Below are 15,389 nucleotides of genomic sequence, written 5' to 3'. Positions count from 1 at the left end.
TGATAACGTACAAATGACTGTAGAGTTGATCAACCCAATCGCGATGGCAGAAGGTCTGCGTTTTGCGATCCGTGAAGGTGGTCGTACAGTTGGTGCAGGTGTGGTTGCTAAAATCATTGAGTAATCCACTCTTGCAAGCATGAAAAAGGGGGTGTATAATCCCCTTTTTTTGCGACTAAATTCAGGGGTATAGCTCCAATTGGCAGAGCACCGGATTCCAAATCCGGGTGTTGGGGGTTCGAATCCCTCTACCCCTGCCATATTCATAACGGCCTGCATTTTCGCGAATGCGGGTCGTTTTTAATTTAGCTGATAGGTTATGAGTAAGCAAATCGAAGAGCATAGAGCATCGAGTTCTGCGGATACCGCCAAGTTGTTGTTGGCGATCGCTGTATTGATTGGTTCCTTAGTGGGGTATTACGTCTACGAGGAAGCGCATGCCGTTGTTCGTGTTTTAGGTGTCATAGCTGGCGTTGCTGTTTCAGCGTTTATTTTGTATCAGACGGCCATTGGCCGTAGCTGGTTTAACTATCTAAGTCATGCAAAAAGAGAGGTCAGACAGGTTGTTTGGCCAACACGTCAAGAGACTGTGCAGATGACGTTAATCGTATTTGTGGTTGTCATCATTATGGGTATTTTCTTTTGGTTGGTGGATATGTTCTTTTTGTGGGCTGTCCAGCTGTTAACAGGGCAAGGTGGTTAAGATGGCTAAGAGATGGTATGTAGTACATGCTTACTCAGGATACGAGAAAAAAGTTCAGAAGGCTCTCCAGGAATATGCTGAGCGTGCTGGTTTAGAAGATCAGTTTGGTGAGATTCTGGTTCCATCTGAAGAGGTGGTTGAGATTCGTGATGGCAAGAAACGAACCAGTGAGCGCAAATTTTTCCCTGGTTATGTGCTTGTCCAGATGGAGATGACCGAAGAGAGTTGGCACCTGGTCAAAAGTGTGCCTCAGGTAATGGGCTTTATTGGTGGAACGAGTGATCGTCCAGCACCTATTTCTCAAAAAGAGGTCGATAGAATCTTGCAGCGTGTTGAAGCTGGTGTTGATAAGCCTCGTCCTAAAGTGATTTACGAGCCAGGTGAAATGGTTCGGGTAATTGATGGACCGTTCAAAGACTTTGAAGCGGTTGTTGAAGAAGTAGATTACGAGAAAAACAAGTTACAAGTATCGGTTCTTATTTTTGGGCGTTCAACGCCTGTTGAGCTTGAGTTTAATCAAGTTGAAAAAAATTAATAGAATCGTTTTTTTTAACCTACTGGGGAGCTGGAAGGCGTCTAACCCATAAGGAGTAAAAGATGGCTAAGAAGATTGAAGCCTATATCAAGTTGCAAGTGCCTGCGGGTGCTGCAAACCCAAGTCCGCCGGTTGGTCCTGCTTTGGGTCAGCATGGTGTGAACATCATGGAATTCTGTAAGGCGTTTAACGCGCAAACTCAGAATCTAGAAGCTAAAATGCCGGTTCCAGTTGTTATTACTGTTTACAGTGATCGCAGCTTTAGCTTTATCACTAAGACGCCGCCAGCTTCAATTTTGTTGAAAAAAGCAGCGGGTATCCAGAGCGGAAGTGCTGTTCCTAACTTGAATAAGGTTGGTACGGTTACACGTGCGCAGTTAGAAGAGATTGCGAACACTAAAATGGCGGACTTGAATGCTAATGATCTTGATGCGGCGGTAAAAATTATCGCTGGTTCTGCGCGTTCGATGGGTCTAGTGGTTGAGGAGTAATACGATGGCAAAACTGACTAAAAAGCAAAAATTATTCGCTGAAAAAGTTGATCGTAATGCTTCTTACGACATTCTTGAAGGGCTTAATCTGGTCAAAGAATTGGCGACAGCCAAGTTTACAGAATCTGTCGATGTTTCTGTTCGTCTAGGGATTGACCCTCGTAAATCCGATCAGGTCGTTCGTGGTGCAACTGTTATGCCAAACGGAACCGGTAAGGATGTTCGCGTTGCGGTATTTACCGGAGAAGCAAACCAGGCGGCAGCAAAAGAAGCGGGTGCTGACTTTGTTGGTATGGAAGAGCTGGCTGATGAAGTTAAGAAAGGAATGATGGATTTTGATGTTGTCATCGCTTCTCCTGATGCAATGCGTGTTGTTGGTATGTTGGGTCAAGTTTTGGGTCCTCGCGGCTTGATGCCAAACCCTAAGACTGGAACAGTAACGCCGGATGTAGTTGGTGCAATTAAAAATGCAAAAGCAGGTCAGGTCCGTTTCCGTGCAGATAAGGCAGGTATTATCCATGCTTCAATCGGAACAGTTAGTTTTGATGCGGACAAGCTTAAAGAAAACTTGAATGCATTGATGGAAGATCTGAAGAAAGCAAAACCAGCTTCTGCAAAAGGTACTTACATTAAGAAAGTGACGATTTCTTCAACTATGGGTCCAGGCCTGGTTGTTGATCAATCGTCGTTGTAATAAAGAATTTACTCTGCTTTTTTTGGGTAGAGTTGATGCGATTTGGGTCTCCTTAAAAGAAATCTGTATTTCATTTAAAGTGTGCCCATCGCAGACCGTAGGCGAGAGCAATCGATGTTCTCTTAATAGATTTAAGCCTACGTAGATGGAAGAGTCTGGTTTATATCAGGCTGTTTGGAGGTTATATGGCACTCAATATCGAAGATAAAAAGCTTGTCGTAGAAGAAGTTGCTGGCATTGTTGCTGAAGCAGGTTCTATTGTGGCAGCTGAATATCGTGGTTTGACTGTAGAGCAAATGACCGACCTTCGTGCTAAAGCACGTGAAGCGGGTGTAAAAGTTCGTGTTGTTAAGAACACCTTGGCCCGTCGTGCAGTTGCCGGCACTAAATTTGAAGACATGGCTGACACTTTTGTTGGACCTTTGGTTTTTGCCTTTTCAGGTGAAGAGCTAGGGACTGCAGCACGTGTGTTTAAGGATTTTGCAAAAGGTAACGAAGCACTGGTAGTTAAATCGCTATCTATTGGTGAAGGCGTAATGGACGCTAGCCAATTGAATGCGGTTGCGGCATTGCCTACATACGATGAAGCTGTTGCTAAGCTTCTGTTTGTTATGAAAGAGCCTGTGGCTAAATTGGCTCGCGCTCTTGCTGCTGTTAAAGAGCAGAAAGAAGCAGAAGCAGCTTAAGTTATTAAGTTACAAATAAAGATTTAGGAGATTTCAAATGTCTGTAACAAAAGATGATATTCTAGAAGCCGTTGCTAACATGTCAGTAATGGAAGTTGTTGAGCTTGTTGAAGCAATGGAAGAAAAATTTGGTGTTTCTGCTGCGGCTATGGTTGCTGCTGGTCCTGCCGGCGACGCGGGTGCGGCTGCAGAAGAGAAGTCTGAATTTGATGTTGTTCTGACTGGCGCTGGTGCAAACAAAGTAGCTGCAATCAAAGCAGTTCGTGGTGCAACAGGTCTTGGTCTTAAAGAGGCTAAGGAAGCCGTTGAAGGTGTTCCATTTACTCTTAAAGAAGGTATCTCTAAGGAAGAAGCTGAAGCTTTGGCTAACGACCTTAAAGAAGCAGGTGCAGAAGTCGAAATTAAGTAATTTCGACAAAAGCTGTCTGTACAGCAAGCGATGGCTGGCGTTTTATAGCGCCGGCCTTTTCGCGTTTTAACAGTGTGTAAAAGTGTGTTAGAAAGTGGGACTCCCGGCTGCTACTACAGTTTTATGCATTCTAAATAGCGTTTAGCTATTCCTGGCAATTTTATCGTCGAGGTAAACGATGACTTACTCTTTAACTGAAAAGAAACGTGTGCGTAAAAACTTTGCAACACGTCCTTCAATTCTAGAAGTTCCATACTTACTGTCTTTACAAAAAGGATCATTCCGCGAATTCTTGCAGCTGGATAAAAAGCCTCAAGAGAGAGCAAATGTTGGCTTGAATGCAGCTTTTACATCTGTTTTCCCTATTCGTGGTGTTGCCGGTACTGCTGATTTAGAGTACGTGAGCTATCATCTTGGTCAACCTGAATTTGATGTTAAAGAATGTAAACAGCGTGGTGTAACCTATTCGGCACCATTGCGTGTGAAGATGCGTCTTGTTATTTATGATAAAGATGCCCCTGCAGGTAAGAGACCTGTTAAAGACGTTAAAGAACAAGAGGTGTATTTGGGCGATATTCCTCTTATGACGGAAAATGGAACCTTTGTTATTAACGGAACTGAGCGTGTTATCGTTACCCAGTTGCATCGTTCACCGGGTGTTATCTTTGATAACGACAAAGGTAAATCACACTCTTCAGGTAAGTTGCTATTTAATGCCCGCATTATTCCATACCGTGGTTCATGGCTTGACTTTGAGTTCGATCATAATGATTGTCTGTTCACACGTATTGACCGTCGTCGCAAGCTTCCAGTTTCAGTGCTGTTGCGTGCAATGGGTTACTCTAATGAAGAAATTCTGGATGCTTTTTTTGATCAGAACGTCATCACTGTAAAAAAAGGTAAGTTTGAGTTAACCCTTGATGCTGAGCAGTTAAAGGGTCAGACCGCTAGCTTTGATATTGAGCATGATGGTAAGAAAATTGTTGAAGCTGGTAAGAAAATTACTGCCCGTACGATCAAGCTTTTGAAAGAAGCAGGCATTGAAAAAACGGTTGTACCTAATGAGTATTTGCTAGGTAAAGTTTTGGCTGCCGGCATCATGGATAAGGATACGGGTGAACTTGTTGCTCGTGCCAATGATGTATTGACTCAAGAGCTTATCGAAAAAATTGCCCAAATGGGCAAAGCCGAAATTAAGGTCTTGTTTATTGACGAGCTAGAAAATGGACCTTATATCTCAGATACACTTAATCTAGATACAACGACATCACAGCTTGAGGCGCAAATTGAAATTTATCGTATGATGCGTCCGGGTGAGCCGCCAACAAAAGAGTCATCTGAAGCCCTCTTCGAAAGCCTTTTCTTTGATGAAAGTCGCTACGATTTGTCCTCGGTTGGCCGAATGAAGTTGAACCGTCGTCTTGGACGTAAAGAGAATGAAGGTTCTGGTGTTCTTGAGAAAGACGATATTATCGAAGTCATTCGCGAGTTGATTAATATCCGTAATGGTCTGAGTACCGTTGATGATATTGATACGCTAGGTAACCGTCGTATCCGTGCGGTGGGTGAGATGGCTGAAAATGCCTTCCGTGTCGGATTGGTACGTGTAGAACGTGCGGTAAAAGAGCGTTTGAATCAAGCCGAATCTGATGGGTTGATGCCTCAGGATCTAATCAATGCGAAACCGGTTTCAGCTGCGATTAAAGAGTTCTTCGGATCATCCCAATTGTCGCAGTTTATGGATCAGGTCAATCCATTGTCTGAAGTCACGCATAAGCGCCGCGTGTCTGCGTTGGGGCCAGGTGGTTTAACGCGTGAACGTGCGGGCTTTGAAGTACGTGACGTTCATCCTACGCACTATGGACGTGTCTGTCCTATCGAAACGCCTGAAGGTCCAAACATTGGTTTGATTAATACTTTGGCTATCTATGCTAAAACCAATGAATATGGCTTCCTTGAAACACCATATCGTAAAGTAGTTGATGGCCAGGTTACGGATGAAGTGGAATACGTATCCGCAATTGACGAGGCGCAGTATGTTATTGCGCAGGCCAGTGCTAAATTGGATGAAAATAATCGTTTTGTAGATAGCTTGGTATCCGCCCGTCATCAAAACGAGTTTACGTTATCTTCTACGAGCGATGTTGATTATATGGATGTGTCATCTCAGCAGATTGTGTCTGTTGCGGCGTCGCTTATTCCATTCCTTGAACATGATGATGCTAACCGTGCTTTGATGGGATCAAACATGCAGCGTCAAGCTGTGCCTACGTTGCGTGCAGATAAGCCACTGGTAGGTACAGGTATTGAAAAGACGGTAGCGATCGATTCTGGTGTGACCGTTGTCGCCGAGCGTGGCGGTGAAGTGGTTTCATCTGATGCGGCCCGTATTGTGGTTCGAGTTAATGCTGATGAGATTAAAGAGGGTGAGACAGGGGTTGATATTTATAACCTTGTTAAGTACCAGCGTTCTAACCAGAACACATGTATCAACCAGAAGCCGGTGGTGAAATCGGGTGATAAAGTTGTTCGTGGTGATGTGTTGGCAGATGGTCCTTCTACTGATTTGGGTGAGCTTGCGCTGGGTCAAAATATGCGCATCGCCTTTATGCCTTGGAATGGATACAACTTTGAGGACTCGATTCTCGTGTCAGAGCGAGTAGTTCAAGAAGATCGTTATACAACCATCCATATCGAAGAGTTAACGTGTTTGGCTCGTGATACCAAGCTTGGGCCTGAAGAAATTACTGCGGATATTCCAAATGTCGGTGAAGCGGCACTTTCAAGGCTGGATGAATGCGGTATTGTTTATGTCGGTGCGGAAGTTAAGCAGGGTGATATTCTTGTTGGTAAGGTGACCCCTAAAGGCGAAACCCAGCTAACGCCAGAAGAAAAATTATTGCGTGCTATCTTTGGTGAAAAAGCCTCCGACGTAAAAGATACTTCCCTGCGTGTAGGTAAAGGTATTGAAGGTACAGTTATTGATGTTCAAGTCTTTACCCGAGAAGGTGTGCAAAAAGATGCACGCGCCATGGCTATTCAGGATGAAGAATTGTCACGAATCCGTAAAGACATTGATGAACAATACAATATCTTGAAAGAAGATACGCTGAACCGTATTGCTGCCATGCTTGACGGTAAGAAGTTGGTAGATGGAACAAAAATTACAGCGGATTATTTGTCAGGCGTAGATCAAGATAAGTGGTTCTCTTTGAATGTTGATGATGCGGATGTAACGCGCCAACTTGAAGCGCTTGAAGCCCAGTTGAAAAAGAAACGTACAGAGCTAAATGATGCTTACGAAGAGAAGCGTAAGAAGCTAAGTCAGGGTGATGATCTAGCACCGGGTGTGTCTAAAATGGTTAAGGTTTATGTGGCGATTAAACGCCGTATTCAACCTGGTGATAAAATGGCTGGCCGCCATGGTAATAAGGGTGTTATTTCACGTATCTGCCCGGTTGAAGATATGCCTTACGACGAAACAGGTCGTCCAGTTGATATTTGTTTGAACCCGCTGGGTGTTCCGTCTCGTATGAACGTCGGACAGATTCTTGAAACGCATCTTGGGCTTGCGGCAGAAGGTTTGGGAACTAAGATTAATCAAATGCTTCAACAACAGGCAGATGTGAAGGAGTTACGTGCCTTCCTGGATAAGATCTATAACGAGACTCAAGGGCAAGGAGTCGATCTTGATGCCTTTACAGATCAGGAGATTATTGAGCTAGCTGGCAATCTGCGTAAAGGTGTGCCTTTGGCGAGCCCTGTATTTGATGGTGCTTCAGAAGACCAGATCAAAGCATTGTTGAGACTGGCAGATCTACCTGAGTCTGGACAGATGAGACTGTTTGATGGTTTGACTGGCGAGGAATTCGATCGCCCAGTAACCGTTGGTTATATGTACTATCTGAAACTGAATCACTTGGTTGATGACAAGATGCATGCTCGTTCAACGGGTCCATACAGTTTGGTTACTCAGCAACCACTAGGCGGTAAGGCTCAGTTTGGTGGGCAGCGTTTTGGTGAGATGGAGGTGTGGGCACTTGAAGCTTATGGTGCTGCCTTCACATTGCAAGAAATGTTGACCGTTAAGTCGGATGATTTGAACGGCCGTACACGCATGTATAAGAACATCGTCGACGGAAATGAATATATGGAACCAGGAATGCCAGAGTCCTTCAGCGTACTACGCAAAGAGATTCGCGCCCTAGGTATTGATATTGAGTTGGAGCAAGACTAATGAAAGATTTACTCGGTTTTCTAAAAAAACAAAACGTATCAAGTGACTTTGATGCGATCAAGGTTTCGCTTGCTTCACCAGAAAAAATTCGTTCATGGTCATATGGCGAAGTAAAAAAACCTGAGACGATTAACTATCGTACCTTTAAGCCTGAGCGTGACGGCCTGTTTTGTGCCAAGATTTTTGGACCGATTCGTGACTATGAGTGTTTGTGTGGAAAATACAAGCGCCTGAAGCATCGTGGCGTTATTTGTGAGAAGTGTGGTGTTGAAGTCACCCAGTCTAAGGTGCGTCGCGAGCGCATGGGGCATATTGATCTGGCAACATCTGTCGCGCATATCTGGTTCTTGAAGTCATTGCCATCGCGTATTGGTTTGATGCTGGATATGACGCTTAAAGAGATTGAAGCTGTCTTGTACTTTGAAGCGTTTATGGTTGTTGATCCAGGTTTGACTCCCCTTGAACCATGGCAGCTTCTTTCTGAAGAAGAGTATCTAGACGCATTGGATGAATATGGTGATGAGTTTGAAGCTCAGATGGGTGCCGAAGCGATCAAGAAGATGTTGCAATCAATCGACTTGCAAGCTGAAGCCGTTCGTCTGCGTGAAGAAATTGACAGCACTAACTCAGAGACCAAGCAGAAGAAAATTTCAAAGCGTTTAAAACTGATTGAATCTTTTTTGGCTTCAGGTAACCGTCCAGAGTGGATGATCTTGGATGTGCTTCCTGTTTTACCGCCTGAATTGCGACCATTAGTGCCATTAGATGGCGGCCGCTTTGCTACGTCTGACTTGAATGATCTATATCGCCGCGTTATTAACCGTAATAACCGTTTGAAGCGTCTGTTGGATCTAATGGCGCCGGACATTATTGTGCGTAATGAAAAACGCATGTTGCAGGAAGCGGTCGATTCATTGCTAGATAATGGTCGTCGTGGTCGAGCGGTAACGGGGACAAACAAGCGCCAGTTGAAATCGCTGGCAGATATGATCAAAGGTAAGCAGGGTCGTTTCCGTCAAAACCTACTAGGAAAGCGTGTTGACTACTCTGGACGCTCGGTGATCGTAGTTGGTCCTACACTGCGTTTACATCAATGTGGTTTACCGAAAAAGATGGCTTTGGAGTTGTTCAAGCCATTCATCTTCAGTAAATTGCAGAAGCGTGGTATGTCTCCAACAATCAAGGCCGCCAAGAAAATGGTCGAGCAAGGGTTGCCGGAAGTGTGGGATGTTCTGGATGAAGTCATTCGTGAGCATCCGGTATTATTGAACCGTGCTCCGACCCTTCACCGTTTGGGTATTCAGGCGTTTGAACCTGTATTGATTGAAGGTAAGGCCATTAATTTGCATCCATTGGTGTGTTCGGCATTCAACGCTGACTTCGATGGGGACCAGATGGCTGTCCACGTTCCGCTTTCGCTGGAAGCTCAGTTAGAAGCGCGTACCTTGATGATGTCTACAAATAACTTGTTGTCACCTGCGAACGGTGACCCAATTATTGTGCCGTCACAGGACGTTGTTCTTGGTCTTTACTACATCACGCGTGAAAGTATTAATGCGAAAGGTGAAGGTAAGGCCTTTGCTAACTGGCGTGAAGTAGAGCGTGCGCTTCAGGCTAAAGCCGTTCATTTGCATACAAAAATCAAATTGAAAGTTGAAGAAACCGTCATTGATGAAAATGGTACGGAAAGTGTCAGTTCACGCATCGTCGACACCACAGCAGGTCGTGCATTACTGTGCCGTATTTTGCCTAAAGGGCTGAGCTATGACTTGCTAAATGTCAGTATGACTAAGAAGAACATTAGTTCTGTTCTAAATACTTGCTATCGTGTACTGGGGCCAAAAGAGACTGTAATTTTTGCCGACCAGCTTATGTATGCCGGTTTTAAATGGTCTACGTTAGCAGGACTTTCTTTCTGTTCAGATGATATGTTGATTCCAGAAAGTAAGGCTGAAATTATTGAGCGTGCAGAAAATCAGGTTGCTGAAATTCAGGGTCAATTTGCCCAAGGTTTGGTAACCGATGGTGAGCGTTACAACAAAGTCGTCGATATTTGGTCACATACCAATGAGCTGGTTACTAAATCGATGATGGATGAACTTCAGTATGAAACCGTAACCGATAAGGATGGTAATGAAGTTCAGCAGACATCATTCAACTCGGTTTATATGATGGCTGATTCTGGAGCTCGTGGTTCCGTTGCTCAGATGCGTCAGTTGGGTGGTATGCGTGGTTTGATGGCGAAGCCGGATGGTTCGATCATCGAAACGCCAATTACAGCCAACTTCCGTGAAGGTTTGAACGTACTTCAGTACTTTATTTCTACTCACGGTGCTCGTAAAGGTCTGGCTGATACAGCATTGAAGACCGCAAACTCGGGTTACCTGACTCGTCGTTTGGTGGATGTGGCGCAGGATGTTGTTGTTACCGAAAATGACTGTGGTACAGAAGCCGGCATTAAGATGACAGCTCATGTTGAAGGTGGTGATGTTGTTGAAACACTGAAAGATCGCGTATTGGGTCGAATTACGAGCAAGGATATTTTGGCGGCTGACGGTTCTCTATTAGTGGCAAAAGGGACTTTGCTGGATGAGAAGTTAGTTAATATTATTGATGAAAATGGTATTGACCACGTGTTTGTACGTTCTCCAATGACCTGTGAAACGCGTTTTGGTATCTGTCAGCAATGTTACGGACGTGATTTGGCTCGTGGTCACCTGGTAAATATGGGTGAAGCTGTGGGTGTTATGGCGGCCCAATCCATTGGTGAGCCAGGTACACAGTTGACCATGCGTACCTTCCATATCGGTGGTACGGCTTCTGGTTCATCTGCGCAGAGTCAGATCGAGGTGAAGCATAGCGGGACGGTTAAATGGTACAACCTGAAGACGATCCACAATTCGGAACAGCAGATTGTTGTAACTTCACGTTCTGGTGAAGTTTCAATTGCGGATGAGTCTGGACGTGAAATCGAGCGTTACAAGATCCAGTATGGTTCTATTTTAACGGTAGAAGATGGTGGTTCTATTGCTGCCGGTGAAGTGTTGGCACAATGGGATCCGCATACTCACCCGGTTATTACGGAAGCGAAAGGTGTTGTCCAGTTTGGTAACTTTGAAGGCGCCGTTGAAGAGATTGTCGATGAGTTGACCGGACTGACTACACGTGTTGTTAAGGATGCCAAAGAGCGCGCCAGTTCAGCAAAAGAAGCACGTCCATATATTGCTTTGGTTGATGGTGCCGGAGAAGCGGTTTGTTTCCCTGGAACACAAACTCCGGCTCTTTATTACCTGCCAGAAAACGCAATTGTGGTGGTTCAGGAAAATGCTGAAGTGGGTGCGGGTGATGTATTGGCACGTATTCCGCAGGCAAGTTCGAAAACTAAAGATATCACTGGTGGTCTTCCTCGAGTGGCAGATCTGTTCGAAGCGCGTCAACCGAAAGAGCCTTCAATTATGGCTGAGGTAACCGGTGTGGTTGGCTTTGGTAAAGAAACCAAAGGCAAACAGCGTCTGGTTATTACCCAGGACAGTGGTGAACAGTACGAAACACTGATTCCAAAATGGCGTAGTGTGACTGTCTTTGAAGGTGAGCGTGTAGAAAAAGGGGATGTGATTGTTGAGGGTAACCCAAATCCACATGACATTCTCCGACTGCTTGGTATTGAAAAGCTGGCTGAATACATTGTTGATGAAGTTCAAGATGTATATCGTCTGCAAGGGGTTAAGATTAACGATAAGCACATTGAAACGATTGTTCGTCAAATGTTGCGTAAGGTTGAAATTAAGTCCTCAGGTGATACAGGCCTGATCAAAGGTGAGCAAGCTGAATATGCTCGCGTCATCGAATTGAATGAAAAAGCCAGAGCAGAAGGAAAGGTTGAGGCGACATTTGAACGGGTGTTGCTGGGTATTACCAAAGCATCACTTGCGACAGAATCCTTTATCTCTGCAGCCTCATTCCAAGAAACAACACGTGTTCTTACAGAAGCAGCTGTAAGTGGCAAGCGTGATAAACTGATCGGTCTTAAGGAGAACGTAATTGTAGGTCGTCTAATTCCGGCTGGTACCGGGTTTGCCTATCACCAGGCCCGTAAAGCAGCGAGTGAAGCCGCGATGGATGAGCTGCAGGCGTTTATGAAGGCTGATGAAGAGGTGGAAACTGAAGCGGCTGTTTCGGAAGAGATGGTTGCGGAAGTGGATGCTGAAAATATGGAAACTGAAATCTGAATCAAATAATAAATTCAAGTATTTATGCTTGACTTATTGAATTCAGGTCTCTAAAATTTCCATCCTTATCTGCGGCTCTAATAAGCCGCAGATTTGTTTGTAAGTGTAAGAGTTAATCTCAAATTGGAGAATATTTAATGGCTACAATTAACCAGTTGGTGCGTAAGCCGCGTAAAGATAAGCGTAAAGTATCCAATGTTGCTGCGTTACAGGCATGTCCTCAACGTCGTGGCGTTTGTACGCGTGTTTATACAACAACCCCTAAAAAGCCAAACTCTGCTCTGCGTAAAGTTGCGCGTGTACGTTTAACGAACGGTTATGAAGTATCTTCCTACATTGGTGGTGAAGGGCATAACCTGCAAGAACACTCGGTTATCCTTATCCGTGGTGGTCGTGTAAAAGACTTGCCTGGTGTACGTTATCATACAGTTCGCGGTGCATTAGACTGTGCCGGTGTTGATGGTCGTAAACAAGGTCGTTCTAAGTACGGTGCGAAGCGTCCAAAGGGTTAATGGTTTAATCTCCCTTTAACATACGTTTTGCAATTTTAGTGTTACATTTATACCGGAAGAGTTAGGAATGGCTAGAAGAAGAGAAATCCCAAAAAGACAGGTGTTGCCTGATCCGAAGTTTGGGGATACAACTTTAACAAAGTTTGTAAATATGATCATGGTAAGCGGTAAAAAATCCGTTGCCGAAAAAATCGTTTATGGTGCGCTGGATACCGTTGTTGAGCGTAAAAAAGGTGGTGACCACGTTGCCCTTTTAAAAGAAGCTCTGGACAATGTTGGTCCGATGGTAGAGGTTAAGTCTCGCCGTGTTGGTGGGGCAACTTACCAGGTTCCTGTTGAAGTAAGACCAGAGCGTAAAATGGCTTTAGCCATGCGTTGGTTGGTTGAAGCTTCTCGTAAGCGCAGCGAAAAAGGAATGATGCTTAGATTAGCTGGTGAGTTGAGTGACGCACTGGAAAATCGCGGCTCAGCAATCAAGAAAAAAGAAGATACGCACCGGATGGCAGAAGCCAACAAGGCTTTCTCTCATTTCCGTTGGTAATCTGATTGGGGCCCGGTTTAGGGCCTTTATTGTTTTGGCATTAAATTAAAAGGTTAATTGACGTGGCACGTAAAACCCCTATAGAAAGATACCGCAACATTGGTATTATGGCTCACATTGATGCGGGTAAAACCACAACTACTGAACGTATTCTTTACTACACTGGTGTGTCTCACAAGATTGGTGAGGTACATGACGGTGGTGCAACCATGGACTGGATGGAGCAAGAGCAGGAGCGTGGTATTACTATCACTTCTGCGGCAACAACTACATTCTGGCGTGGTATGGGTGCTCAATATGATGAGCACCGTATTAATATCATTGATACTCCGGGTCACGTTGACTTCACAATCGAGGTTGAACGTTCTCTGCGTGTTCTGGATGGTGCAGTAACTTGTTTCTGTTCTGTTGGTGGTGTAGAGCCTCAGTCTGAGACGGTATGGCGTCAGGCTGACAAATATGGCGTGCCACGCATGGGCTTTGTAAACAAGATGGACCGTTCGGGGGCTAACTTCTTCAATGTGGTTGATCAGGTTAAAACTCGTTTGGGTGCAAATCCTGTTCCAATGCAGTTGCCAATTGGCGCTGAGGAAGATTTTAAGGGTGTGATCGATCTTGTTAAAATGAAAGCAATCTACTGGAAAGAAGAAAACATGGGGGTTGAATTTACCTATGAAGATATTCCGGCAGAGTTGCAAGACCAGGCTGAAGAATACCGTGAAGCCATGATGGAAGCGGCGGCTGAGGTATCTGAAGAGATGATGGACAAGTACCTGGAAAATGGTGAGTTGTCTGAAGAAGAGATCAAAGCAGGTATTCGTCAGCGTTGTATCGATGTTGAAATTGTTCCAATGTTCTGCGGTACTGCCTTTAAGAACAAAGGTGTACAGGCGTTACTAGATGCGGTTATCGACTATATGCCTGCACCAACTGATGTACCTGCGATTGAAGGTGAGCTTGAAGATGGTTCTAAAGCCACTCGTAAGTCATCTGACGATGAGCCATTCGCGTCATTGGCATTCAAGATTATGACAGACCCTTATGTGGGTACTTTGACGTTCTTCCGCGTGTATTCAGGTGTTCTAGAAGCTGGTAGCCCAGTTTTCAATACCGTTAAGTCTAAACGTGAGCGTGTCGGACGTATTTTGCAGATGCATGCAAACTCACGTGAAGAAATCAAAGAAGTGCGTGCTGGTGATATTGCTTGTGCGGTTGGTCTTAAAGATACGACTACTGGTGACACTTTGTGTGATCCAGATCATAAGATTGTTCTTGAGCGTATGGAGTTCCCAGAACCGGTTATCTCGATTGCGGTTGAGCCTAAGACTAAAGCTGACCAGGAGAAGATGGGGATTGCGTTGCAAAAACTGGCTGCAGAAGATCCATCATTCCGTGTGAATACCGATGAAGAAACTGGACAGACAATCATGTCTGGTATGGGTGAGCTTCACCTGGATATCCTGGTCGATCGTATGAAGCGTGAATTCAACGTTGAAGCAAATGTTGGTGCGCCTCAGGTGTCTTATCGTGAAACGATCAAATCTGCTGTTGAAGCCGATGGTAAGTTTGTTCGCCAGTCTGGTGGTCGTGGTCAGTACGGGCATGTTGTGCTTAAGATTGAGCCGAATGAAGCCGGTGCCGGATTTGAGTTCGTCAATAATATCGTTGGTGGTGTCGTACCCCGTGAGTACATTCCGGCGGTTGAAAAGGGGTGTCAAGAGCAGCTGGAGAACGGTGTTATTGCTGGTTATCCAATGGTTGATGTTAAGGTCACATTGTTTGATGGTTCATACCATGATGTTGACTCTAACGAAACTGCATTCCGTGTTGCAGCCTCGATGGGTATCAAGAACGGTGTTGTAAATGCTAACCCTGTCATCCTTGAGCCGATTATGGCAGTAGAGGTGACGACCCCTGAAGAGTATATGGGGGATGTGATGGGTGACCTTAACCGTCGTCGAGGTCTGGTTCAGAGCATGGAAGATATTCCGACAGGTAAAAAGCTAAAAGCGGAAGTGCCATTGGCGGAAATGTTCGGTTATGCGACACAGTTGCGTTCATTGACTCAAGGTCGTGCTAGCTACAGCATGGTGTTTGATAAGTACAGTGATGCACCTTCTAATATTCAAGAAGAAATTATCGCTAACGCGAAAAAAGGTTCTTAATTTAACTTTTTAACCCTCATTTAATGAGGGTTTTTAATTAAAGGTAGTTCATTATGGCAAAGGAAAAGTTTGAAAGAACGAAACCGCACGTAAACGTTGGTACTATCGGTCACGTTGACCATGGTAAGACAACTCTGACTGCGGCATTGACAATTGTTCAAGGTAAGAAGTTTGGTGGTGAAGCGAA

The 15,389-nt window shown here is 44.8% G+C and carries 12 protein-coding genes, 1 tRNA gene and 1 pseudogene; all 14 read left to right on the top strand.

Features of this window, described 5'->3' with window-relative positions; genetic code table 11:
• A pseudogene (gene tuf, locus QCB44_RS10875) lies at window positions 1-124 on the top strand (elongation factor Tu); the annotation flags it as partial.
• Between the two features lie 59 nt (window positions 125-183).
• A tRNA-Trp gene (locus QCB44_RS10870) sits at window positions 184-260 on the top strand.
• A gap of 59 nt (window positions 261-319) precedes the next feature.
• Window positions 320-703, top strand: coding sequence for a preprotein translocase subunit SecE (secE, locus tag QCB44_RS10865; RefSeq protein ID WP_279409985.1), 384 nt, complete (start codon window positions 320-322; stop codon window positions 701-703).
• A gap of 1 nt (window position 704) precedes the next feature.
• Window positions 705-1,238: a transcription termination/antitermination protein NusG gene (nusG, locus tag QCB44_RS10860; protein ID WP_279409984.1), complete on the top strand. Its 534-nt coding sequence runs from the start codon at window positions 705-707 to the stop codon at window positions 1,236-1,238.
• 62 nt (window positions 1,239-1,300) lie between these two features.
• A complete protein-coding gene (gene rplK / locus QCB44_RS10855) occupies window positions 1,301-1,729 on the top strand; it encodes a 50S ribosomal protein L11 (protein WP_279409983.1) in 429 nt (142 codons plus the stop codon).
• A gap of 4 nt (window positions 1,730-1,733) precedes the next feature.
• Complete coding sequence (rplA, locus tag QCB44_RS10850) at window positions 1,734-2,423, top strand: 50S ribosomal protein L1 (protein WP_279409982.1); 690 nt, start codon at window positions 1,734-1,736, stop codon at window positions 2,421-2,423.
• Window positions 2,424-2,608: 185 nt separating this feature from the next.
• Window positions 2,609-3,109 (top strand): 50S ribosomal protein L10, encoded by a 501-nt coding sequence (rplJ, locus tag QCB44_RS10845; RefSeq protein ID WP_279409981.1) that lies wholly within the window; start codon window positions 2,609-2,611, stop codon window positions 3,107-3,109.
• Window positions 3,110-3,146: 37 nt separating this feature from the next.
• Entirely contained in the window at window positions 3,147-3,518 is a 372-nt protein-coding gene (gene rplL / locus QCB44_RS10840) for a 50S ribosomal protein L7/L12 (RefSeq protein ID WP_279409980.1), read from the top strand.
• A gap of 178 nt (window positions 3,519-3,696) precedes the next feature.
• The gene (gene rpoB, locus QCB44_RS10835) at window positions 3,697-7,755 is read left to right on the top strand and encodes a DNA-directed RNA polymerase subunit beta (protein ID WP_279409979.1); all 4,059 of its coding nucleotides are present in this window, start codon (window positions 3,697-3,699) and stop codon (window positions 7,753-7,755) included.
• On the top strand, window positions 7,755-11,984 hold the full coding sequence (gene rpoC / locus QCB44_RS10830; protein ID WP_279409978.1) for a DNA-directed RNA polymerase subunit beta': 4,230 nt from the start codon (window positions 7,755-7,757) through the stop codon (window positions 11,982-11,984). Before rpoB ends, rpoC begins: the two co-directional genes overlap by 1 nt.
• A gap of 137 nt (window positions 11,985-12,121) precedes the next feature.
• Window positions 12,122-12,496, top strand: coding sequence for a 30S ribosomal protein S12 (gene rpsL, locus QCB44_RS10825; RefSeq protein WP_028487292.1), 375 nt, complete (start codon window positions 12,122-12,124; stop codon window positions 12,494-12,496).
• Between the two features lie 67 nt (window positions 12,497-12,563).
• Window positions 12,564-13,037: a 30S ribosomal protein S7 gene (rpsG, locus tag QCB44_RS10820; protein ID WP_279409977.1), complete on the top strand. Its 474-nt coding sequence runs from the start codon at window positions 12,564-12,566 to the stop codon at window positions 13,035-13,037.
• A gap of 62 nt (window positions 13,038-13,099) precedes the next feature.
• The gene (fusA, locus tag QCB44_RS10815; protein ID WP_279409976.1) at window positions 13,100-15,202 is read left to right on the top strand and encodes an elongation factor G; all 2,103 of its coding nucleotides are present in this window, start codon (window positions 13,100-13,102) and stop codon (window positions 15,200-15,202) included.
• 53 nt (window positions 15,203-15,255) lie between these two features.
• Window positions 15,256-15,389 (top strand): GTP-binding protein (locus QCB44_RS10810; RefSeq protein WP_279409794.1); only part of this gene is annotated, 134 nt, incomplete at its 3' end.

The organism is Thiomicrorhabdus sp. zzn3, assembly GCF_029767755.1.
GTDB lineage: Bacteria > Pseudomonadota > Gammaproteobacteria > Thiomicrospirales > Thiomicrospiraceae > Thiomicrorhabdus.
Note: the sequence above shows the minus strand (reverse complement) of the source record. Positions and strands in the feature narration are given on the sequence as shown.

Excerpts from the sequence above, each read along its gene's own strand:
- secE (WP_279409985.1), top strand. The coding sequence starts at position 320 with ATGAGTAAGCAAATCGAAGAGCATAGAGCATCGAGTTCTGCGGATACC.
- nusG (WP_279409984.1), top strand. The coding sequence starts at position 705 with ATGGCTAAGAGATGGTATGTAGTACATGCTTACTCAGGATACGAGAAA.
- rplK (WP_279409983.1), top strand. The coding sequence starts at position 1,301 with ATGGCTAAGAAGATTGAAGCCTATATCAAGTTGCAAGTGCCTGCGGGT.
- rplA (WP_279409982.1), top strand. The coding sequence starts at position 1,734 with ATGGCAAAACTGACTAAAAAGCAAAAATTATTCGCTGAAAAAGTTGAT.
- rplJ (WP_279409981.1), top strand. The coding sequence starts at position 2,609 with ATGGCACTCAATATCGAAGATAAAAAGCTTGTCGTAGAAGAAGTTGCT.
- rplL (WP_279409980.1), top strand. The coding sequence starts at position 3,147 with ATGTCTGTAACAAAAGATGATATTCTAGAAGCCGTTGCTAACATGTCA.
- rpoB (WP_279409979.1), top strand. The coding sequence starts at position 3,697 with ATGACTTACTCTTTAACTGAAAAGAAACGTGTGCGTAAAAACTTTGCA.
- rpoC (WP_279409978.1), top strand. The coding sequence starts at position 7,755 with ATGAAAGATTTACTCGGTTTTCTAAAAAAACAAAACGTATCAAGTGAC.
- rpsL (WP_028487292.1), top strand. The coding sequence starts at position 12,122 with ATGGCTACAATTAACCAGTTGGTGCGTAAGCCGCGTAAAGATAAGCGT.
- rpsG (WP_279409977.1), top strand. The coding sequence starts at position 12,564 with ATGGCTAGAAGAAGAGAAATCCCAAAAAGACAGGTGTTGCCTGATCCG.